Source organism: Gemmatimonadaceae bacterium, assembly GCA_020851035.1.
Taxonomy (GTDB): domain Bacteria; phylum Gemmatimonadota; class Gemmatimonadetes; order Gemmatimonadales; family Gemmatimonadaceae; genus JACMLX01.
On sequence record JADZDM010000003.1, the window covers coordinates 23,014 to 43,051 of the forward strand.

Genomic DNA, 20,038 nt, shown 5'->3' on the forward strand with positions numbered 1-20,038 from the left:
TTCCGGCTCTTCCTGGCAGGGTGCGGACATCGGGCACCCCACTCACCCCAATCCACGGAGCGCTCCCATGTCGAACATCCTGAAGCAGAACGTCGGGTCCATCGATCGCATCGGCCGGCTGGTGCTCGGCGCCGGCCTCCTGTCGCTGACCGTGATCGGACCGCAGACGGCCTGGGGGTACCTCGGCCTGGTGCCGCTCCTCACCGGCGCGATGGGCAGCTGCCCGCTGTACACGTTGTTCGGGTTCTCGAGCTGCCCGGTGAAGCGCGCCTGATGGACGACGCCGCGCTGCTGCAGGCGGCGGCGGGTGGTGATGCCGCCGCCTTTGGCGTGTTCATGCGCACGCACGAGGCGGCGGTCCACCGCTACCTGCTTTCGCTCATCGGGGCGGGTGCCGACGAGGAGGATGCGTTGCAGGAGACCTTCATCAACGCCTGGCGCAGCGCCGGCTCGTTCGCCGGTCGCGGCGCGGCACGGGGCTGGCTGTACGCCATCGCGCGCAATGTGGTGCACCACCAGGTGCGCCGTCGCGTGGGCGAACCGGAGCACGTCGAGTCACTCGAGGAACTGGCGGAATCCGCTGGATGGGGGGCGCCGGCCACGGACGACCACGCCGGCGCGACCATCGCCCGGGAGCTCCTCGATGCCGGCCTCCGGCGCCTGCCGGCCGAGGAACGCGAGGTGCTCGTGCTCCGGGAACTGGACGGCTTCTCGGGAGAGGAGACCGCCGCGTTGATCGGCATCTCGCTCCCCGCCATGAAATCGCGGCTGCACCGCGCCCGCGTGCATCTCGCGGCCGCCGTCCGAGCCCTCGACACCACCACCACTGACCGGAGCATCGCCAATGCCTGACGACGGCCTCGAGACCCTGGTGGCCGGCATCCGCTGCCGCGAGGTGCTGGGCGACCTCTCCGCCTTCCTGGACGGGGAACTGCCGGCGGAACGGGTGGCCGCCCTGCAGGCCCACCTGGCGGGATGCGACCGGTGCTCCCGGTTCGGGGGCAGCGTGGCGCACCTGCTCGCGGACCTGCGGGCGGGCCTGCACACCCCGGCTGCACTTCCGGCTGAGTTCGCCAGCCGACTGCACCAGCGCCTGGCGGAGGTCGTCCGCCCGTAGGCGAGGTGGTGGCACACTGTGACGTATCAACGTGAGTCCCGTCCAATAGGAGGAACAACTGGCGGCAGGACTCACAGGAGATCGCCCCGGGGCTCGCGTCCCGGGCTGTCTCCCGGTTGCCGGCGTACTCCGCCCACGCGGACCGCCGGTGATCGCCCAAGGAAAGGACCATGTCACGAACGAGCCCACCCCTCGGAACGGACCATCGCGACACGTGCGCCACCGGCACACGGGGTCGCGCGCAGGCGTGGTGGCGTGCGGCGCGCCGCAGCGGCGTGATCGCGCTGCTGCCGGCGCTGCTCACGGCGCAGGCCACGGACACGAAGGACGCCGGCGAGGCGCTGGTGCTTGGCGAGATCCCCTCGGTCTTCGGGGCATCGCGCTTCGACCAGGCCGTCACCGAGGCACCGGCCTCGGTGAGCGTCGTGACGGCCGAGGACATCCGCACCTACGGCTGGCGGACGCTGGCCGACGTGCTGCGGAGCGTGCGCGGCTTCTACGTCACGAATGACCGGGCCTACAGCTTCGTCGGCACGCGCGGCTTCGGGCGCCCGGGCGACTACAACGCCCGCATCCTCCTGCTGATCGACGGCAGCCCCGTCAACGAGAACATCTTCGGCGCCGCGTACGTGGGGCTGGAGAGCATGGTCGACCTGACGGCGGTGGACCGGGTGGAAGTGATCCGTGGGCCGGCGTCGTCGGTGTACGGTGCGAATGCGTTCTTCGCCGTGATCAACGTCGTGACGCACCGCGGCCGCGCCAGTGGCGGCACGCGCGCGACGGTGGAACTGGGCAGCTTCGGCTCGCGCGAACTGGCCCTCTCCGGCGGTGGCCGCGCGCGCAACGGCATCGAGTTCTTCGGGTCGGCCGGCCTGCGTCGCATTGCAGGACAGGACTTCCACTTCGCGGAGTTCGACAGCGCCGGCGGGATGGCGGTCGGCCGCGACGGTGAGCGCCGCGAGCGGCTGTTCGGCAAGGTCGGCTGGGGCCGGTTCACGCTCGAGGGCATCGTGAACCGGCGGGAGAAGCTGGTGCCGACCGCCAGCTTCGACACCGACTTCAATCGCGGGCGCCTGGAGTTCGGTGACCGGCAGTCCAGCCTGGCCCTGCACTATGCGCCGTCCGGCGACGACCGGGCCAGCGTGAGCGGCTCGCTCGCGCTCAACCGCTACGACTACGACGGCGTCTACCCCTACGGCACCGAGGCGCTCGTGGAGTGGTCCCACGGCACCTGGGCCATCGCCGAGGCGCAGTACTCGCGACGCCTGCGCACCCGCGACCGCCTGCTGGTGGGCGGCGAGGTCACCGGGCACATGCGCCAGGAGCAGGGCGCGACCTATGATGCAACGCAGGCGCCGGAGTTCCTGGACAACACGACGGCCAGCACCATCGGCGTGTTCTCGGTGGCCGAGGTGCACCTGACGCCGCGCCTGATCCTCAACGGCGGGCTGCGGTTCGACCATTCACGATGGCTGCGCGGCAACCTGAGCCCGCGCGCCGCGCTGATCTACACCATCGGTGCCGGCTCGGACGTGAAGCTGCTGGTGGGGAGCGCCTACCGCGCCCCGACGAACTACGAGCGCTTCTACAATGATGGCGAGATCACCTCGAAGGCGAACATCGCGCTGCAGCCGGAGCGGATCACCACCACCGAGCTGCTGTTCGAGCATGTGTTCTCGTCGCACCTGAAGTGGACGTCGTCGCTCTACAACTACCACGCGCGGCGCCTGATCGATGCCGCCGAGGATCCGCGCGACGGCCTGTTGCAGTACGGGAACATCGGCAGCGTGCGCGGGCAGGGCCTGGAGCTCGAGCTGGAGCTGGAGTTCGGTGGCATGAACGGGCGTGCCAGCTACACGCTGCAGCGCGCCAGCAGCACCTCCGACTGGGCGGCGATCTCGAACTCGCCCCGCCACCTGGCCACGGCCAACGCGTGGCTGCCGCTGCTCCACGACCGTGCCCGGCTGGGGGTGGAGCTGCGGGCGATGAGCGCGCGCCTCTCGCCGCGCGGCGTGGTGGTGCCGGGCCACACCGTTGCCAACCTGGTCGCGAGCAGCCGCCGCATCGTGCGCGGCGTGGACGCCACACTCGGTGTCTTCAACCTGTTCGACGCCGCCTTCGGTGACCCGGTCGGCGAGGAGCACCGGCAGGCGTTCATCATGCAGGACGGTCGCACGCTCCGCCTGGCCCTCGGAGTGGCGTTCTAGATGCGCGTCGGTCTCCTGCGCTGCCTGGCGCTCGTGGGCCTGCACTTCCTCACGGTGCCCGGCCTGGTCGGCCAGGGCAGCCGGACCCCGGATGCCGTGCGCATCACGGTGCTGCAGGGCAGCGCCACGCCCGCCTCGCACCAGCTCGTCGAGGGGTTCCGGCGGCGGTTCGAGCAGGTGGGCCGGCGGAGCATCGTCACGGTGCTGCCGGCGGATGGCGGTGGCGGCTCGACCGCCGCCTCGACGGACCTGGTGATCGCCCTCGGCGCGCGCGCGGCCTCGGTGGCCGCGCGCGAGTATCGCGGCGTGCCGGCCATCGGCGCGCTGGTGACCCGGGAATCGGCGGCGCCGTCCGGTGGTGCCTCGCCGTCGGTGGTGCTGGAGTTCACCCCCGAGGTGGAACTGGACTGGGTGCGCCGCATGCTGCCGCAGGCACGGCGCATCGGGGTGCTCTACAGCAGCGACGCGAACGCGCGGCTGGTGGCGCGGGCGCGCGAGATCGGCCGCAGCATGGGCCTCGAGATCGTGGCGCGCCGCATCGCGAACCCGTCGGAGATCCCGGCGGCCCTCAATGGCATGGCCGGCGATGCCGACGTGCTGTGGGGACTGGCCGACGACCTGGTGCTGACGCCGGAGACGGCGCGCGCCGTGTTGCTCTCCTCCCTGCGCACGCGGCTGCCGTTCGTCGGCCTCTCGTCGCAGTGGGTGCGTGCCGGTGCCGTGTACGCCCTCGACCGTGACTACGCCGACATGGGCGCGCAGACCGCCGACCTGGCCGTCCGCCTCCTCGACGGCGCCCCGCTGCGCGCCGGCGATGCCGTGACGCCGCGCAAGGTCGTGTACTCCCTCAACCTCCGCAGTGCCGCCCTGATGCGACTGACCATCCCGGACAACCTGCAGCGCGGCGCCAGCGAGATCTTCCGATGACCACTGCACCCTCCCGTGCCCCGCGCCGTCCCGGGCTGGCGATGAAGATGTCGCTGCTCGTTTCGGGCGCCGTCTGCATCACCGTCGCGATCAGCGCCTTCGTGCTGCTCTCGCGCGAGCAGCGCCAGTCCGAGCGCGACCTGCTCTCCCGGGCCTCGGCCATGGCGCAGCTCGTCGCCGCCAACAGCGAGTTCGCGATCTACACCGGCACCACCGATGCCCTCGGCCCGATCGTCAAGCGGCTGGAGGCGATGGACGATGTCGCGTTCCTGCGGGTGGTGCGCCTGCCTGACGAGGTCGTGTTCGACCGGCGCGTGCGACCGGCCTTCGCGCGGACCGACATCGACCTCGTCCCGCTCGCACCGGACGCCACCACGCTCACCACGCACCGCTGGCGCACGCACGACGAGCCGGTGCTCGACATCATCGTGCCGGTGCTCTCCGGTGACGAGGGCGACCTCACGGCGGACCCGCTCGGTGCCACCGGCACGGCCGCGAAGGGGCGCACGCTGGGCTATGTGCAGCTCGGCATGACGCTCACGCCCACCCTGGTGCGCCGCCAGCAGGCGCTGACGCAGGTGGGCCTGTGGACACTGGTGCTGCTGGCCGTGGGCCTGCCGCTCACGCACATGCTCACCCGCCGCGTGACGGCGCCGGTGCGCGCCCTCGTCGACGCCGCCCGTGCGGCCGGTGAGGGCCGCTTCGACTCGATCGGCCACATCGGCGGCAGCGACGAGATCGGGACGCTCGCGCGCGCCTTCGAGATGATGGTGCGCAAGCTCCGCGCCTCGTGGAGCGACCTCGAGGACCACCAGCGGACGCTCGAGGCCAAGGTGCTGAGCCGCACCCAGGCGCTCGAGGAGTCGCGCGCCGCGGCCGAGGCGCATGCCCAGCGCGCGGAGGAGGCCAGCCGCGCCAAGTCGCAGTTCCTCGCCAACATGAGCCATGAGATCCGCACGCCGATGAACGGCGTGATGGGCATGCTCGAGCTGCTTGGCGCCACCGAGCTCGCCCCGCGCCAGAAGCGCTTCGCCGAGACGGCGTACCGCTCGGCCGAGGAGCTGCTGGAGCTGATCAACGACATCCTCGACTTCTCGAAGATCGAGGCCGGCCACCTCGAGCTCCACCGCACCGACTTCGACGTGCAGCAGTCGGTGGAGGACGTGTGCGAGATGCTCGCGCCGCGCGCCCACGGAAAGGGGCTGGACCTGATCGTGCGCATCGCGCCGGCGGTCCACCGCAACGTCTTCGGCGACGTGATGCGGCTGCGCCAGGTGCTGGTGAACCTCATCGGCAACGCCATCAAGTTCACCACCAGCGGCAACGTGCAGCTCCGCGTGTCGCAGGTGGAACAGGACGACCAGCGGCAGGTGCTGCGCTTCGACGTGCAGGACACCGGCATCGGCATCACCCCCGAGGTCGCGTCGCGCCTGTTCATGCCGTTCGTGCAGGCGGATTCCTCGACCACGCGTGAGTACGGTGGCACCGGCCTGGGCCTGGCCATCGCACGCCAGCTTGTGGAGCTGATGGGCGGCACCATCGTCCTCGAGTCGGCACCCGGCCAGGGCTCGACCTTCTCGTTCACGGTGGCGCTGGACCTGCGCCCGCTGGACACCACGGCACCGCTCACGCCGGCCCGCGCACTGCAGGGTAGCCGCGTGCTCGTGATCGACGACAACGCCATCAACCGCGAGGTGCTGCGCGAGCAGCTCGGCGCCTGGGGCGCCACCGTCGACGAGGCCGACAGCGGCTCGGGCGGCCTCGAGACCCTCGCCGGCGCCGCGCCGTACGACGTCATGATCCTCGATTTCACCATGCCGAACATGGACGGCGGCGAGGTGGCCCGCAGCGTCCGTGCGAACCCGGCGTGGCGCGGCATGCCGATCCTGCTCCTCAGTTCCGTCGGCGGCACCGCGCACGCGCTCGAGACGGCAGCGCCGGTGGATGCGATGCTCACCAAGCCGGTGCGCCAGCGCGAGCTGGCGGAGCGCCTCGCGTCGCTCATCAAGGGCAGCACCGAGAGCCATGTCGGTGGCGCCGAGCCGGCGCCGGACAGCGCCGAGCCGGCCGAGCCGGCGCGGCAGGGTCGCCGCATCCTGCTGGCGGAGGACAACCCGGTGAACCAGCTCGTGGCCACCGGCATGCTGGAAGGTGCCGGCTGCATCGTCACGGTGGCGTCGAACGGGTTGGAGGCGGTGCAGCTCGCCACCACGCAGCGGTTCGACCTGATCCTGATGGACTGCATGATGCCGGAGCTGGACGGGTATGGGGCCACGGCCACCATCCGGTCGCACGAGGACGACGGCCCGTTCCGGACGCCGATCGTGGCGCTCACCGCGTCGGCGCTGGCGGGTGAGCGGCAACGCTGCCTGGCGGCGGGGATGGACGACTACCTCACGAAGCCGATGCGGAAGGAGGCGCTCCTCGCGCTGCTGGACCGCTGGGCCGACAGCGGCGAGGCGGCGCCGGCCGACGCGACCGCGAGCACCGGCGCGGCGATGGTACCCGAGGCGATCGCGCCGGTGGAGGACGACTTCGCGCTCGACCAGGGTGCGATCGACAGCATCCTCGCCTGTCCCGGCGGGCCACGCATCCTCGCAGCCTCGGTGGGCGCGTATGCCACCTCGGCGCCGCTGCAGGTGCGGTCGCTGCGGGACGCGGTGGCGTCGGGGGACCGTGACGCCGTGCGCCGGATCGCGCACACGCTGAAGTCGAGCAGTGCGATGCTGGGGGCCCGTGCGCTCTCGGGCATCCTCCGTGACGTGGAGGTGCATGCCCTCGAGCTCGAGCCGGCGGAGCTGGAGCGCCTGGTGGCGACCGCCGAGCATGCCTGTGACGTGGCCCTTCGCAGCCTGGTGGCCCATGTCGCGCACTGACCCCCGCGCTGCGGCGCATGCCCCGGTGATCCTGGTGGCCGATGACGACCTCGTCATGCGCAGCATGATGAGTGCCGTGCTCGCCGAGTCCGGCTTCACGGTGATCGAGGCCGCCGATGGCAGCGAGGCGCTGTCGCGCGCGCTGTCGGCGCGTCCCGACCTGATCGTGCTGGATGTCGTGATGCCGGGGCTGGACGGGTTCCAGGTGTGCGAGCAGCTGCGCGCCGTCGCCGGCATGGCGGAGGTGCCGGTGCTCATGCTCACGGGCCTCGAGGACACGCACGCCATCCGCCGCGCCTTCGAGATCGGGGCCACCGACTTCGCCACCAAGCCGCTCAGCCCCGCGCTGTTCAGCCATCGCGTGCACTTCATGCTGCGCTCGGTGGACATGGTCAGCGAGCTGCGCGAGAGTGAGGCGCGGCTGGGAAATGCACAGCGCCTGGCGCGCCTGGGCAACTGGGAACTGGACCTGAAGCGCCGCGTGGTCAGCGGGTCGCCGGAGACGTTCGCGATCCTCGGCCTCGACGTGGCGCAGCGCGAGGTCGGCATCGAGGCGCTGCGTGCCCTGGTCACGCCCGGTGACCTGGAGTCGCTGGATGCGGCCGTGCACCGCGTGATCCGCGGCGACGCCAGCTTCGAGCACGAGTGCCGCGTGACCCCGCCGGAGGCGAGCTCGCGCAACATCTGCCTGATGGGCCAGCTCGTGCGTCGCGGCGCATCGCGGGAGCTCTGCATCGCCGGCACCATCCAGGACATCACGGAGCGGACGGTGGCCGAGGAGCGGATCCGCAGCCTCGCCTACTACGACGCCCTGACGGGGCTGCCGAACCGGCTGATGTTCACGGAGCGGGTGCGGACGGCGATGTCGCTGGCGCGGCGCAACAACACGCGGCTGGCGCTGCTGCTGGTGGACCTCGACAACTTCAAGAGCATCAACGACACGCTCGGCCACGGCGCCGGTGACCTGGTGCTGCAGGAGGTGGGGGCGCGCCTGCGCACGATCGTCCGTGACACCGATGCCGTCTCGCACGAGATCGGGGGGGACGGCTTCCTCCCGGTGTCGCGCCTTGGCGGCGACGAGTTCCTGGTGGCGGTGGCGGACCTCGAGGCCGGTGACGAGGCGGCCGGCGTGGCGCGACGCATCCTCAGCGCGCTGCGGCTGCCACTCACGGTGGGCTCGAACGAGATCTTCGTGGGCGCCAGCATCGGCATCAGCGTCTTCCCCGATGATGGTGCGGACTTCGAGGCGGTGTTCCGCAACGCCGACGTCGCGCTCTACCACGCCAAGGACGCCGGCCGGAACACGTCGGAGTTCTTCAGCGCCGCCATGAACGAGACGGCGATGTACCGCATGCTCATCGAGACGAGCCTGCGGCGCAGCCTCGAGCGGGACGAGCTCTCGGTGCACTACCAGCCGCAGGTGGACGTGCAGACCGGCCGGCTGCTCGCCGCGGAGGCGCTGCTGCGCTGGACGCACCCCGACATCGGCCACGTGAGCCCGGCGCAGTTCATCCCGCTGGCGGAGCGGATCGGCATGATCGCGCCGCTCACGGAGTACGTGCTGCACAGCGCGTCGAAGTCGCTGCGCCACTGGCACGACCTCGGCGGGACCGGGATGCGCGTGGCCGTCAACCTGTCCACCCAGCTCTTCCGGCAGCGCGACGTGCTGCAGCGTCTCGCCGACATCCCGGAGCAATACGGCGTGGACCCGTCGTGCGTGGAGTTCGAGATCACCGAGACCACGCTGCTGGACAGCCCGGCCGATGCGGAGCGCATCCTGACGATGTTCCGCGAGCGTGGCTTCCGGGTGGCGCTCGACGACTTCGGGGCGGGCTACTCGTCACTCAGCCACCTGCGGCGCTTCGCGCTCGACACGCTCAAGATCGACCGGTCGTTCATCCGCGAGCTGCTGAGTGGACCGCGCGAGCTGGAGATCGTGGGGGCGCTGATCGCGCTCGCGCACCGGCTCGGCATCGAGCCGGTGGCGGAGGGCATCGAGGAACCGAGCCAGCGCGAGGCCCTGCTGGCGAAGGGGTGCCGCGTGATGCAGGGGTACCTGATCGGTCGCCCGATGCCGGCGTACGCCATGTCGGCGCTCGTGACACAACAGGCGGAATCGCCGGTCGCCGGGCGCTGAGCCGGCACACACTCGCGCCGCGGCGGCGGTTCCCGTTTCCCGGCGGTGGTGAGTATGCTCCGCGCATGCCACAGCGATCTTTCCACTGCCGCGTCGGCGGCACGCGCACGTGAGCGCGGAGCCTGATGTGCGCCGGCCCGAGGTCGAGGCGCGCGAGGACCTCGGGTTCGGGCGCCTCGTCGCCGAGACGGTGCGCGGCCGGTTTCTCTCGCGCGACGGCACCCCGCTGAGCCACAAGTACGGCCTCGGGCCGCAGCGCCTGGAGCGCTTCTACCTCGGTGCGCTCGGCACCACCTGGCTGACCTTCGTCGGCTGGTCACTGGGCGCCGTGATGCTGCTGAATGGCTGCTTCACACTGGCGTTCCTCGCGCTCGGGCCTGCCGCGATCGGCGGGCGCGACGTGGTGCGGATCGATGACCCGTTCCTGGCCACGTTCAGCTTCAGCCTGGCGAAGTTCACCACCTCCGATGCGTCGCCGATGTTCGCCGTGGGCGCCACGGCGCACTGGCTGACGATCCTCGAGTCACTCCTCGGCCCGCTCACGCTGGTCGTCATCGCCGGGTTGCTGATCGCGCGGCTGATCCGGCCGCGCATGCGCCTGCAGTACAGCGAGTCGGCGGTGGTGGCGCCGTACGAGGGCGGACGCGGGCTGATGTTCCGGTTCGTGAACACGCAGCCCAGCGAGCTGAGTGACGTGCAGGTGCGCGTGAACCTCATCCTCTACGAGACGCGCGACGGACGGCGCCAGCGCGCGTTCCACCAGCTCGAGCTGGAGCGGGACTCGGTGGAGTTCTTCACGCTCCACTGGACGGTGGTGCACCCGATCACCGACCGCAGCCCGCTCCGGGGCTACACGCCTGCGATGCTGCGCGAGGCCGAGGCCGAGCTGCTGGTCTCGGTGAACGCGCACGAGGGCACCTTCTCCACGCGCGTCACCTCGCGCTGCTCGTACGGCCACGACGACATCCGGTGGGATGCCCGGTTCGCGAGCGTCTTCGTCAGCGCCCCAGACGGCATCGTCGCCATCGACGTGGAGCGCCTCGACCGGCTCGACATCCTCCCCGACGGCGCCACCGCCGCCCCCGCTGCCGGCGAGCTCACTCCGGGACCGACGCCGGCGGGTCGTTCGTGACGGCCGTTGCGCCGGTGCGCCAGCGCGGTCGCGCTTCCGGAGAGTAGCGCGACCGTCAGCTCGTGAGCCCGACGCCGACGCGCACCGACTCGTGGTCGAGCTCCTCCTCCAGCTCGCGCAGCGTCTCGTCCGAGATCGCCCCCTCGTTCCGCAGCCGCACCAGCATGCGTCGCTCGGCGGCGAGGATCCCGCGGCGGAGCCGGCGCTGCGTGGTCACGTCGCCGGCATGGCGCTCGTGGAGCTGGATGCGGTCGCGCAGCTCGTGTCGCAGCTGCGCCACTTCCTCGGGGGCCGCCCATGGCTCTCGCGACAGGTCCTCCAGCGCCTCGGCGCCGCGGCGCAACGCCTCGCGGCGCGCATGACGCTCCTCCTCGCGGTGGTGCGTCTCCGGCACGAACGCGAACGCCCGGATGATGGGGGTCAGCGTCAGCCCCTGGAGAACCAGCGTGATCATGATCACGCACATCGTGATGAGGATGATCTCGGCGCGGAACGGAAACGGGGTGCCGCCGGCCAGCGTGAGCGGCAGCGCCAGTGCGGCCGCCAGCGACACGATCCCGCGCATCCCCGTCCAGGCCACCAGCGCCACGGCGCGGCGATCCGGCAGCGGGTCGTCGCGCCGGAGCCGGCGGCTCAGCCGTCGCGGCAGGATCGTGGCCACGGGCACCCACACCAGCCGCACCAGGATCGCGACCACGCTGATCACCGCGCCGGTGCCGAGCGTGGACACCAGCGTGCTGGCCGTCACCGTCTCCAGCAACGCGTGGAACTGCAGGCCGAGGATCAGGAAGATGAGCGCGTTGATCACGAACACGAGCAGGTCCCAGACTGCCCGGGACTGCAGCCGCGACATCGGCGAGACCACGGTGGAGAAGTGCTGGCGGACATGGACACCCCCCGCCACGCAGGCCAGCACCGCCGACACGTGCAGCGATTCCGCCACCACCCAGCAGAAGTAGGGCGCGGCGATCGTCAGCAGCGTCTCGGCCAGCGCGTCGTGCGTGACGCGGATGATCCGGATCGCCAGCCAGCCCACGAGGATGCCGACCAGCACACCGACGCCGGCGTCGATGAAGAACCGCACCACCGCCTCACCGAGGCTGAACACCCCCGTCACCGCCGCGGCGACCGCCGTGCGGTAGAGCACGAGCGCCGCCGCATCGTTCACCAGGCTCTCGCCCTCGAGGATCACCACCACGCGTCGCGGCACCGGGAGGCGTGACACGATCGCCGCGGCGGCCACGGCATCCGGGGGTGACACGATCGCACCAATCGCCACCGCCACCGCCCATGGCACGCCGGGCAGCAGCGCGTGCGCCGTCACCGCCACCACCGCCGATGTCGCGAACACCAGGCCGACGGCGAGCAGCCCGATCGGTCGCAGGTTCTGCCGGAACTCGCGGACCGAGGTGAAGAACGCGGCCGCCCACAGGATCGGCGGCAGGAAGAAGAAGAAGACCAGGTCCGGCTCGAGCTCCGGCACGCGCAGCCCCGGGATGAACCCGAGCACCAGGCCCGCGAGCACCTGCAGGATCGGCGACGGCACCGGCAGCTTCCGCGCCAGCGCCGTGAGCGCCACGACGAGCGTCGCGAGCGCCACACCGGCGAAGACCGGCTGGAACGGTGCGGCCTCAGACAGCAGCAGCAGGGACAGCGACATCAGGCGCCGGCGGCCGGCGCGCCGAGCGCAGCCCGCACGCGCGGCGCCACGTCCCGCCCCAGGAGCGTGATCGCATGCCGCATCTGCGACTCCGGCACCGACGAGACCCCCATCTGGAACGTGAAGCGCGTGATGCCGCCAAGGTCCTCGTGCACACGCAACAGCTTGGTGGTGATCGTGTCCGCGCTTCCCACCATCAGCGCACCGGTCGGGCCGCGCTGGGCATCGAACTGGGCCCGCGTCGTGGGCGGCCAGCCCCGTTCCTTCCCGATCTGCGTGAAGGTACGCGCATAGCCGGGATAGAACCGCTCCGCCGCCTCGTCATCGCTGTCTGCGAGGAAGCCGATCGAGTGGACGCCCACCTGCAGCGACTCCGGCGCATGGCCGGCCGTACGCCCCGCGTGCCGATAGAGGTCGATCAATGGACGGAACCGGCGGTGCTCGCCACCGATGATGGCGACCATCAGTGGCAGGCCGAGTGTCCCCGCGCGCACGAAACTCGCCGGCGTGCCACCGACGCCAAGCCAGATCGGCAGCAGCGCCTGCGCAGGGCGGGGATAGACCGGCTGGCCCGTCAGTGCGGGACGGAAGCGCCCGGACCAGTGCGGGCGTGGATTCGCACGGATCGCCAGCAGCAGCTCGAGCTTCTCGGCGAAGAGGGCATCGTAGTCCTCGAGCTGCAGGCCGAAGAGCGGGAACGACTCGATGAACGAACCGCGCCCCACCACGATCTCGGCACGCCCATGCGAGATCAGGTCGAGCGTGGCGAACTCCTGGAATACCCGCACCGGATCCGCGGCGCTCAGCACGGTCACGGCGCTGCCGAGCCGGATCCGGGTGGTGCGCGCCGCCGCGGCGGCGAGGATCACGGCCGGTGCCGAGTCCAGGAACTCCGCGCGGTGGTGCTCGCCGATGCCGAAGAAGTCGAGTCCCACTTCGTCGGCGAGTGCGATCTCGTCGAGCAGCGCCTGCATCCGCGGTACCGGTGCCAGGGTGGCGCCGGAATCGGGATCGGCCACGGATGCCGCAAAACTGTCAATGCCGATTTCCACGGAACCTCGCCGGTGTGTCACTGCGCCGTGCAGCATCCGCTGCGTGCCTGCCGCGAATGATAGTGTCGCCGGCCGGGCACGCGCCGGGCGGGCGCGATCCGCGCGCCGGCACTTCCGCCGGACGGCGCGCCCGTCCATCCTCCGGCATGCCGACGACCGCCGCGCGACTCAACGTCTTCACCGAATCCGTCATCCGCGGCACCACCCGGATGGCGGACCAGCATGGTGCCATCAACCTCTCGCAGGGGTTTCCCGACTTCGATCCGCCGGAGGAGATGCTCGCGGCCCTCGAGCGGGCCACCCGCGGCCCGTTCCACCAGTACGCGGTGACGTGGGGCGCACCGAACTTCCGGCGTGCGCTGGCGCGCAAGATCACGCACTTCACCGGCCTCGACGTGGACCCGGATCGCAACCTGGTCGTCACCTGCGGCAGCACCGAGGCGATGGCCGTCGCGATGATGACCGCCTGCAACCCGGGCGACCGCGTGATCGTGTTCTCGCCGTTCTACGAGAACTACGCCGCCGATGCGATCCTGGCCGGCGCCGAGCCGATCTACGTCCCGCTCCGGCCACCCCACTTCGGCTTCGATCCCGACGAGCTGGCACGCGCCTTCGCCCGCAAGCCGAAGGCGATCGTCCTCTGCAACCCGTCGAACCCCACCGGCAAGGTGTTCACGCGCGCCGAGCTGCTGGTGATCCTGGCGCTGGCCGAGGAGCACGACTGCTTCGTCATCACCGATGAGCCGTACGAGCACATCGTGTTCGCGCCGCATGTGCACACCTACTTCGCGTCGCTCCCCGGCGCGGCCGAACGCACCATCACCTGCAACTCGCTCTCCAAGACGTACTCCATCACCGGCTGGCGGCTTGGCTACGTCCATGCGTCGCCGCAGGTGATCGACCAGGCGCGCAAGGTGCACGACTTCCTGACCGTCGGCGCGGCCGCCCCGCTGCAGGAAGCGGCGGTGGCCGGGCTGGAACTGCCGCACAGCTACTACACCGGGCTCGCCGCGCTCTACACCCGCAAGCGCACGCTCTTCCTCGACTACCTCCGCCAGTCCGGGCTGCCGTTCAGCGAGCCGCAGGGCGCGTACTACGTGATGGTGGACATCGGCGAGCTCGGGTTCGCCACCGACACCGAGGCCTCGGAGTGGTTCATCAAGACGGTCGGGGTGGCCGGCGTGGCGGGATCGAGCTTCTTCCGTGAGCCGGTGAACCACCTCATCCGGTTCCACTTCGCGAAGACCGAGCCGGTGCTGCACGCTGCCGGCGAGCGACTGGCCGCACTCCGGCGCGGGCGCTGAGCGGCACGGCTGTCGGTGGGTGATTTCCGGATTTCCCGCGCCGTGCCGTATGCAGGATGTCTCCCGGCGGAGGATCAGTCCTGCAGCCAGCTCCCCAGCAGTGCGCGCGCCTTCACCCAGTCGGAGCGGACGGTTCGCGACGTGACGCCGATCGCGTCCGCGGTCTGCTCCTCCGTGAGGCCGGCGAAGAAGCGGCATTCCACCACCTGCCGCAGGCGCGAGTCCACCTGCTCCAGTCGCCGCAGCGCGTCATCGAGCGCGATCGCCTGGCCGGCCTGTTCGTCCGTCGCGACCATCGCCTCGTCCAGCGATACCGGCACCTGACCGCCGCCGCGCTTCTGGCTCAGGTGTGCACGGGCGCGGTCGACGATGATCTGCCGCATCGCCGTGGCGGCCAGCGCGAAGAAGTGTCCTCGGGTCGTGGCGTCGAATCCCGGGGAATGCGACAGCTTGAGGTACACCTCGTGCACCAGCGACGTGGGGCCGATGGTCTGCTCACCGCCGTGCAGCCGGCGACCCGCCATCCGTCTCAGTTCCGCATACACCAGCGGCACGAGGCGCTCGAAGGAGTCTGCGTGGCCGTCGCGGAGCTGGTGCAGCAGTTCAGTGATGTCCGGCGCGACGTCGTCGGTCATGGCCTGGGGAGAGAGTGACGCCGCCAGCCGCTGCGGGCCTGTGCTGCGCAAGCTGTCCCGTGCCGGCACAGGCGTCAACGAGGACCTGAGTGGACAGCGGCAGGCCGCATGCCGAAGTTGCACGGCGACGGCGCACATTCGGCGGGAGGAGCCCGTGTGACGGAAGGCGGACCCATGCAGCAGCATGACATCGCGATGGACGCTGCCCGGTGGCGCGAGATCGAGCCGCTCTTCACGCAGGCGCTGGCGCTCACCGCAGCGGAACAGCCCGGCTACCTCGATGCCGTCACCGGCGCCGACACGACACTCCGCGCCGAACTGGTCCGGCTCCTGGCCGCGTCGCGCGCGCCGGACCTCTTCATCGACGGCTGTGCCGCCGACCGCTTCGACGCGCTGATCGCCGGCGAGGAGCCGGCGCAGGCGGCTGGGCAGGTGGTGGGACCGTATCGCCTCGTCTCGGAGATCGGGCGCGGGGGGATGGGCGTCGTGTACCTCGCCGAGCGCGCCGACGAGCAGTTCACGCAGCGGGTGGCGCTGAAGCTGGTGAAGCGCGGGATGGACACGGACTTCGTGCTCCGGCGCTTCCGCGCCGAACGCCAGATCCTCGCCTCGCTCTCGCACCCCAACGTGGCGCGCCTGCTGGATGGCGGCACCACCGCCGATGGCCGCCCGTACTTCGTGATGGAGCACATCGAGGGGCGCCGCATCGATGTCTATGCGCGCGAGGCGAACCTGGGGCTCGGTGCGCGGCTCGACCTCTTCCTGCGCGTCTGCGATGCCGTCGGCTACGCGCACCAGCAGCTGGTGGTGCACCGCGACATCAAGCCCGCGAACATAGTCGTGACCGCCGACGGCGCGCCCCGGCTGCTGGACTTCGGCATCGCGAGCCTCCTCGACGACGATGGCACCGGCGGCACCGCCACCGGCGTGCGGGCACTCACACCGGAGTACGCCAGCCCGGAGCAGGCCGACGGCCAGCGCGTGGGCACCGCCAGTGACGTGTACTCGCTGGGTGTGGTGCTCTTCCAGTTGGTGACCTGTGCGTTGCCGCAGGAGTTCACCAGCCGTCGCCCCGCCGAGATCGCGACGCAGCTGCGCTCCACCCCGCCGCGACGGCCGAGTGAGGTGGCACGCGCGGAAGCCGCGGGCTGGCGGAAGCGGCTGCGCGGTGACCTCGACACGATCATCCGCACCGCGCTCGAACCGGTGATCGCGCGACGCTACGCCAGCGTGGAGGCGCTCGCCACCGACCTGCGCCGGCATCGTGCGGGAATCCCGGTGCTGGCACGTCCGGCCTCCGTCGGCTACCGGGTGACCCGGTTCGTGCAGCGCAACCGCCTGCTGGTGGCCGGCAGCGCCGCACTGCTCGCGACGATGCTGGCCGGCTCGGTCGCCTTCGCCTGGCAGGCGCGAGTCGCGCGGCACCAGGCGGTGAGCGCCGAGCGCCGCTTCAGCGACCTGCGTGCGCTCGCGCACAACGTGCTGTTCGACTACCACGACGCCATACAATCGCTCCCGGGCGCCACGCCGGTGCGGGCCCGGCTGGTCCAGGATGGGCTCGAGTATCTCGATCGCCTCTCGGCCGACTCGATCGAGGATCGCTCCCTGCAACTGGAACTGGCCGAGGCCTACCAGCGCATGGGCGACGTGCAGGGCGGCTCCATGCGCGCGAACCTCGGCAACTCGGCCGGTGCGATCGCCAGCTACCGGAAGTCACTCGCACTCCTCGAGCGCCTGGCCGCCGCACCGGCGACAGCGGCGGATTCCGTGGCGGCGCCCGCCGATGCGCGCCGCAGTGTCGTGCTCAGCGAGCTGGGGGTGCTCTACTGGGAGACGGGTGACCTCGCGACCGCCAGGGCGATGATGAGCCGTGCGCGCGACCTGCTGGTCCCGCAGCTCCGGCACCGGCCCGCCGACGACGCGTTGCACTACTCCATGAACCACCGGCGCGACTACCTCGCCCAGATCCTCTTCGCGATGGGGGAGACGGTGGCGGCGCGCGCGGAGTACGACGCTGCCCTGGCCTCGCTCGACTCGATCTCGCCGGCAGAGCGGGGCAGCGTGTCGGTGCGGCGGAGCTACTCGGTGACCCTCCAGCACCTCGGCGAGCTCCTCGCGGACCAGGGGAACCTCACCGCGGCGCTCGCCACCAGCCAGCGGGCGCTCGCCCTGCGGCGTGCACTGGCGGCAGAGGAGCCGCTGAACGCCGAGTTGCAGCGCGCGCTCTCGGTGGCGTACTACTACGAAGGGGAGAACCTGGGCCGGCTCGGGCGCTTCCGCGAGGCGCGGGCAAGCTACGAGTCCGATCTCCGCATCGTGTCCGCGCTCCTGCGCGCCGACCCGGACAACGCCCTCTATCGCGGTGACGCGGAGTATGCCTACACACGCATCGGCGACATGCTGGGCAATGCCGGCCGCCTCCAGGACGCCATCCGCAACTACGATGCGTCCTACGCCATGCATGCCGTGGACGTCCGCGCCGACTCCACCAACATCTGGAAGCGGGCCGCCATGATCGAGGCGCAGGCCAAGGGCGCGGCGGGGTACGCCCGTTTGCGCGACCGGCGCGCCGCGCTGCCCCGCCTGCAGGCCGTGGAGGCCGCCATGCTGCACACGGTCGTAGACACCGCCGATGCCACCATCCGGAGCTTCTTCGCCGAGACGTGGACTGGACTGGGTGCCTCCTGGCTGGCGCTCGGCGGGCCGGCCAGCGACTGCACGGCGGCCGGAAGGCAGCTGGCCCGCGCCGACTCGGTGCTCGGCGACATGCTCCGTCGGCGTCAGGCCAGCCATCCCGACTCGCTCAGAATCGATGAGATCGCCAGGCTGCAGCGCCGCGCACTGCAGGAGTGCCCCCCGGGCTGACCCCGCCGTACTCACGAGCACGGCACTTGCTGCAGGTGGGTGGCAGAGAGCCTGTTCGGAGCGGGTTGCGCGACGCCGCGCAGCGGAGGAGGGACCAGCAGCAGCGCGTGCCGCAGGCACCGGGAGCCGGGGTGACTCGAGTCAGTCCCAGCCCGCACGACGACCTCGTGCCCAACAGTCCCGTCCGCTGGCACGATATCGAGCCCATCTACACGCTCGCGCTCATGCTGCCCGCCGACGAGCGCGCCGCCTACCTCGAGGGCGCCACGGCCGGCGATGTCGATCTCCGCGCGGAAATCGACCGTTTGCTGGAGCGGCACCCCGTGCAGGCGACCGGGGAGGCGCTGCACCGGCACCACACGTCTGCAGCATCGATGCCGGTGGCGCCGCCACGACCGCAGCCGCGTTCCCGCATCGGGGACCAGCTCGGCCCCTTCTGGCTCGACCACGAACTCGCCCGCGATTCCCGCACGGTCGCCTATCTCGCGACCCGCGTCGACCCGTTCCACGATGATCCAGATCCGGCCAGCCGCCGCGTGGTCGTGCGGGTGGCTGACACCCCGGTGCCCGGTGACGCGGCGCGCCGCCTGCTCCGCGACCGCCGGGACGCCCCCGCCGCGCTGGTGCATCCCGCGATCACGCGCCTGCTCGACGCCGGCGTCACCCCCGATGGCTGCCCCTTCGTCGTGACCGAGCACGCCGTCGGTGCACCCATCACCGTCGCCGCCACGCAGCAGTCGCTGGAACTCAACAGCCGCCTGTCGCTGTTCCTCGAGTGCTGTGATGCGGTCACCCACGCGCACCGGCACTTCCTCGCGCATGGTGCGCTGACGTCGCAGACACTGCTCGTGGACCCACAGCGGCAGCTGCGTGTCGTCGACATCGGCACGGCTCCACTGCTCGATGCCGCGGCGCCCGCGCCCACTGTCCGCGACGACATCAGGGCACTCGGCATCGTGCTCTTCGAGCTCCTCACCTGTGAGGCATACCCCGGCGGAACCCCGCGCATGCGCCGGTCCGCGCGCAACGAGGCGCGCCTCTGGGAGGACCGCCTGGAGGGGGATCTCGATGCCATCGTGCACACCGCCGTCGCCCCTGGCGATGGTGGCGGCTACCCCACCGTCGAAGCCCTCGCCGACGACCTGCGTCGGCACGCTGCGGGGTTTCCCGTGCAGGTGCGACCACTCGGCCTGCCACGACGGATGGGACGCGCCGCTGCCCGGAACGCACCGATGGTCTTCGCCGCCACGATCGGTGCCGCCCTCGCCATTGCGGCGATCGTCGTCGCGGCGCGGCGCGGCAGGGCCGCCGAGGCCATTCCTGCCGCCGATCGTCCCCGGGAGGCTGCACCGGCGGCGCCGCACGCGGTGCGCCCACTGGCCGCGCTGCCCGACACGGTCGCACCGCCGGTGCCCGAGTCGGGCGCCGTGACGCCGGCCACCGCGACGCCGGCCACCGCGACGCCGGCCACCGCGACGCCCGCTGCCGTGACGGGGGCTGCCATGACGCCGGCTGCCGCAGCACCGGTGGCCAGTGCGCCGGACTCCGCACCGTCAGCCGCGGCGGCGTCCCGGCCCAGGGCCATCGCGGCGCCCGTGTCGCCGCGTGCCGTTTCGCGTGCGGCGCCATCGAACCGCCCGACGGCGACGACACCCGTCGGCAACGTGCCGATCGGTGACACTGGTGCGCGCCGCCGATTCATCGCGGAAATCGCGGCGCTCGACTCACTCACGCCGGCGCAGCAGGCCACGCCGGCCGTGCGACGTCGCTACGCCGTGGCCTACCAGGAGCTCGCCAGGCTGCAGGCCGCTGCTGGCGACCGCCGCGATGCGCTGTCGAGCAGTCGCCGCGCACTGGGCATGCGTGCCTCGCTGGCAACCGCTGGTCGCCCGGACCGCATCCTCCTGCGCGAGCTCGCCTCGGCCATGCGCGATGAAGGCACGCAGCTCGCGAGCCTCGGGCAGGTGGAGGAGGCACGCCGCAGCTATGCCCCCGCGCTCGCGATCGCCGACTCGCTGCAGCGCGCCGATCCGCGCGACGTGCTCGCCGGCCGCATGGTGGCCGACCTCACCGCGCGCCTCGCACGCCTCCCGGCCCGCCGCCCGCGCTGACCGGCCCGCGGTACA

Annotated in this window: 14 protein-coding genes; 11 read left to right on the plus strand and 3 right to left on the minus strand. The window is 71.5% G+C overall.

The window, feature by feature from the left end:
• The first annotated feature begins 67 nt into the window (after positions 1 to 67).
• From IT355_02700 to IT355_02735, 8 genes are all read left to right on the plus strand, one after another.
• Positions 68 to 274, plus strand: coding sequence for a DUF2892 domain-containing protein (locus IT355_02700; GenBank protein MCC7052147.1), 207 nt, complete (start codon positions 68 to 70; stop codon positions 272 to 274).
• Positions 274 to 852 (plus strand): RNA polymerase sigma factor, encoded by a 579-nt coding sequence (locus IT355_02705; protein MCC7052148.1) that lies wholly within the window; start codon positions 274 to 276, stop codon positions 850 to 852. Before IT355_02700 ends, IT355_02705 begins: the two co-directional genes overlap by 1 nt.
• Positions 845 to 1,117 carry a zf-HC2 domain-containing protein gene (locus IT355_02710; protein ID MCC7052149.1) on the plus strand — a complete coding sequence of 91 codons (273 nt, stop codon included), beginning with the start codon at positions 845 to 847 and terminating at the stop codon, positions 1,115 to 1,117. Before IT355_02705 ends, IT355_02710 begins: the two co-directional genes overlap by 8 nt.
• Positions 1,118 to 1,287: 170 nt before the next feature.
• The gene (locus IT355_02715; protein ID MCC7052150.1) at positions 1,288 to 3,324 is read left to right on the plus strand and encodes a TonB-dependent receptor; all 2,037 of its coding nucleotides are present in this window, start codon (positions 1,288 to 1,290) and stop codon (positions 3,322 to 3,324) included.
• A complete protein-coding gene (locus IT355_02720; protein ID MCC7052151.1) occupies positions 3,325 to 4,251 on the plus strand; it encodes a hypothetical protein in 927 nt (308 codons plus the stop codon).
• On the plus strand, positions 4,248 to 7,127 hold the full coding sequence (locus tag IT355_02725) for a response regulator (protein ID MCC7052152.1): 2,880 nt from the start codon (positions 4,248 to 4,250) through the stop codon (positions 7,125 to 7,127). The genes IT355_02720 and IT355_02725 overlap by 4 nt, the downstream gene beginning before the upstream one ends.
• Positions 7,114 to 9,264, plus strand: a complete 2,151-nt coding sequence (locus tag IT355_02730; protein ID MCC7052153.1) for an EAL domain-containing protein — start codon at positions 7,114 to 7,116, stop codon at positions 9,262 to 9,264. Before IT355_02725 ends, IT355_02730 begins: the two co-directional genes overlap by 14 nt.
• 127 nt (positions 9,265 to 9,391) lie before the next feature.
• Positions 9,392 to 10,396, plus strand: a complete 1,005-nt coding sequence (locus IT355_02735; protein ID MCC7052154.1) for a hypothetical protein — start codon at positions 9,392 to 9,394, stop codon at positions 10,394 to 10,396.
• Positions 10,397 to 10,451: 55 nt separating this feature from the next.
• Here the strand turns inward: IT355_02735 and IT355_02740 are convergent, their stop codons facing one another.
• Together IT355_02740 and IT355_02745 are read right to left on the minus strand one after the other, a co-directional pair.
• Positions 10,452 to 12,056 (minus strand): Na+/H+ antiporter, encoded by a 1,605-nt coding sequence (locus IT355_02740; GenBank protein ID MCC7052155.1) that lies wholly within the window; start codon positions 12,054 to 12,056, stop codon positions 10,452 to 10,454.
• The gene (locus tag IT355_02745) at positions 12,056 to 13,108 is read right to left on the minus strand and encodes an LLM class flavin-dependent oxidoreductase (protein MCC7052156.1); all 1,053 of its coding nucleotides are present in this window, start codon (positions 13,106 to 13,108) and stop codon (positions 12,056 to 12,058) included. Before IT355_02745 ends, IT355_02740 begins: the two co-directional genes overlap by 1 nt.
• A 146-nt stretch (positions 13,109 to 13,254) precedes the next feature.
• On the opposite strand from IT355_02745, the gene IT355_02750 reads away from it, so the two are divergent.
• Positions 13,255 to 14,412, plus strand: coding sequence for a pyridoxal phosphate-dependent aminotransferase (locus IT355_02750; GenBank protein ID MCC7052157.1), 1,158 nt, complete (start codon positions 13,255 to 13,257; stop codon positions 14,410 to 14,412).
• A 74-nt stretch (positions 14,413 to 14,486) separates the two neighbouring features.
• Here the strand turns inward: IT355_02750 and IT355_02755 are convergent, their stop codons facing one another.
• Complete coding sequence (locus tag IT355_02755; GenBank protein MCC7052158.1) at positions 14,487 to 15,047, minus strand: sigma-70 family RNA polymerase sigma factor; 561 nt, start codon at positions 15,045 to 15,047, stop codon at positions 14,487 to 14,489.
• Between the two features lie 174 nt (positions 15,048 to 15,221).
• Here IT355_02755 and IT355_02760 point away from each other — a divergent pair, with 174 nt between their 5' ends.
• On the plus strand, positions 15,222 to 17,912 hold the full coding sequence (locus tag IT355_02760; protein ID MCC7052159.1) for a serine/threonine protein kinase: 2,691 nt from the start codon (positions 15,222 to 15,224) through the stop codon (positions 17,910 to 17,912).
• Between the two features lie 131 nt (positions 17,913 to 18,043).
• A complete protein-coding gene (locus IT355_02765; GenBank protein MCC7052160.1) occupies positions 18,044 to 20,023 on the plus strand; it encodes a hypothetical protein in 1,980 nt (659 codons plus the stop codon).
• The last annotated feature ends 15 nt before the right edge of the window (positions 20,024 to 20,038 follow it).

Bases quoted from the DNA above. Each gene is read 5' to 3' on its own strand.
- IT355_02710 (MCC7052149.1), top strand. From the start codon at position 845: ATGCCTGACGACGGCCTCGAGACCCTGGTGGCCGGCATCCGCTGCCGC.
- IT355_02760 (MCC7052159.1), top strand. From the start codon at position 15,222: ATGCAGCAGCATGACATCGCGATGGACGCTGCCCGGTGGCGCGAGATC.
- IT355_02720 (MCC7052151.1), top strand. From the start codon at position 3,325: ATGCGCGTCGGTCTCCTGCGCTGCCTGGCGCTCGTGGGCCTGCACTTC.
- IT355_02715 (MCC7052150.1), top strand. From the start codon at position 1,288: ATGTCACGAACGAGCCCACCCCTCGGAACGGACCATCGCGACACGTGC.
- IT355_02705 (MCC7052148.1), top strand. From the start codon at position 274: ATGGACGACGCCGCGCTGCTGCAGGCGGCGGCGGGTGGTGATGCCGCC.
- IT355_02700 (MCC7052147.1), top strand. From the start codon at position 68: ATGTCGAACATCCTGAAGCAGAACGTCGGGTCCATCGATCGCATCGGC.
- IT355_02755 (MCC7052158.1), bottom strand. From the start codon at position 15,047: ATGACCGACGACGTCGCGCCGGACATCACTGAACTGCTGCACCAGCTC.
- IT355_02725 (MCC7052152.1), top strand. From the start codon at position 4,248: ATGACCACTGCACCCTCCCGTGCCCCGCGCCGTCCCGGGCTGGCGATG.
- IT355_02740 (MCC7052155.1), bottom strand. From the start codon at position 12,056: ATGTCGCTGTCCCTGCTGCTGCTGTCTGAGGCCGCACCGTTCCAGCCG.
- IT355_02750 (MCC7052157.1), top strand. From the start codon at position 13,255: ATGCCGACGACCGCCGCGCGACTCAACGTCTTCACCGAATCCGTCATC.
- IT355_02730 (MCC7052153.1), top strand. From the start codon at position 7,114: ATGTCGCGCACTGACCCCCGCGCTGCGGCGCATGCCCCGGTGATCCTG.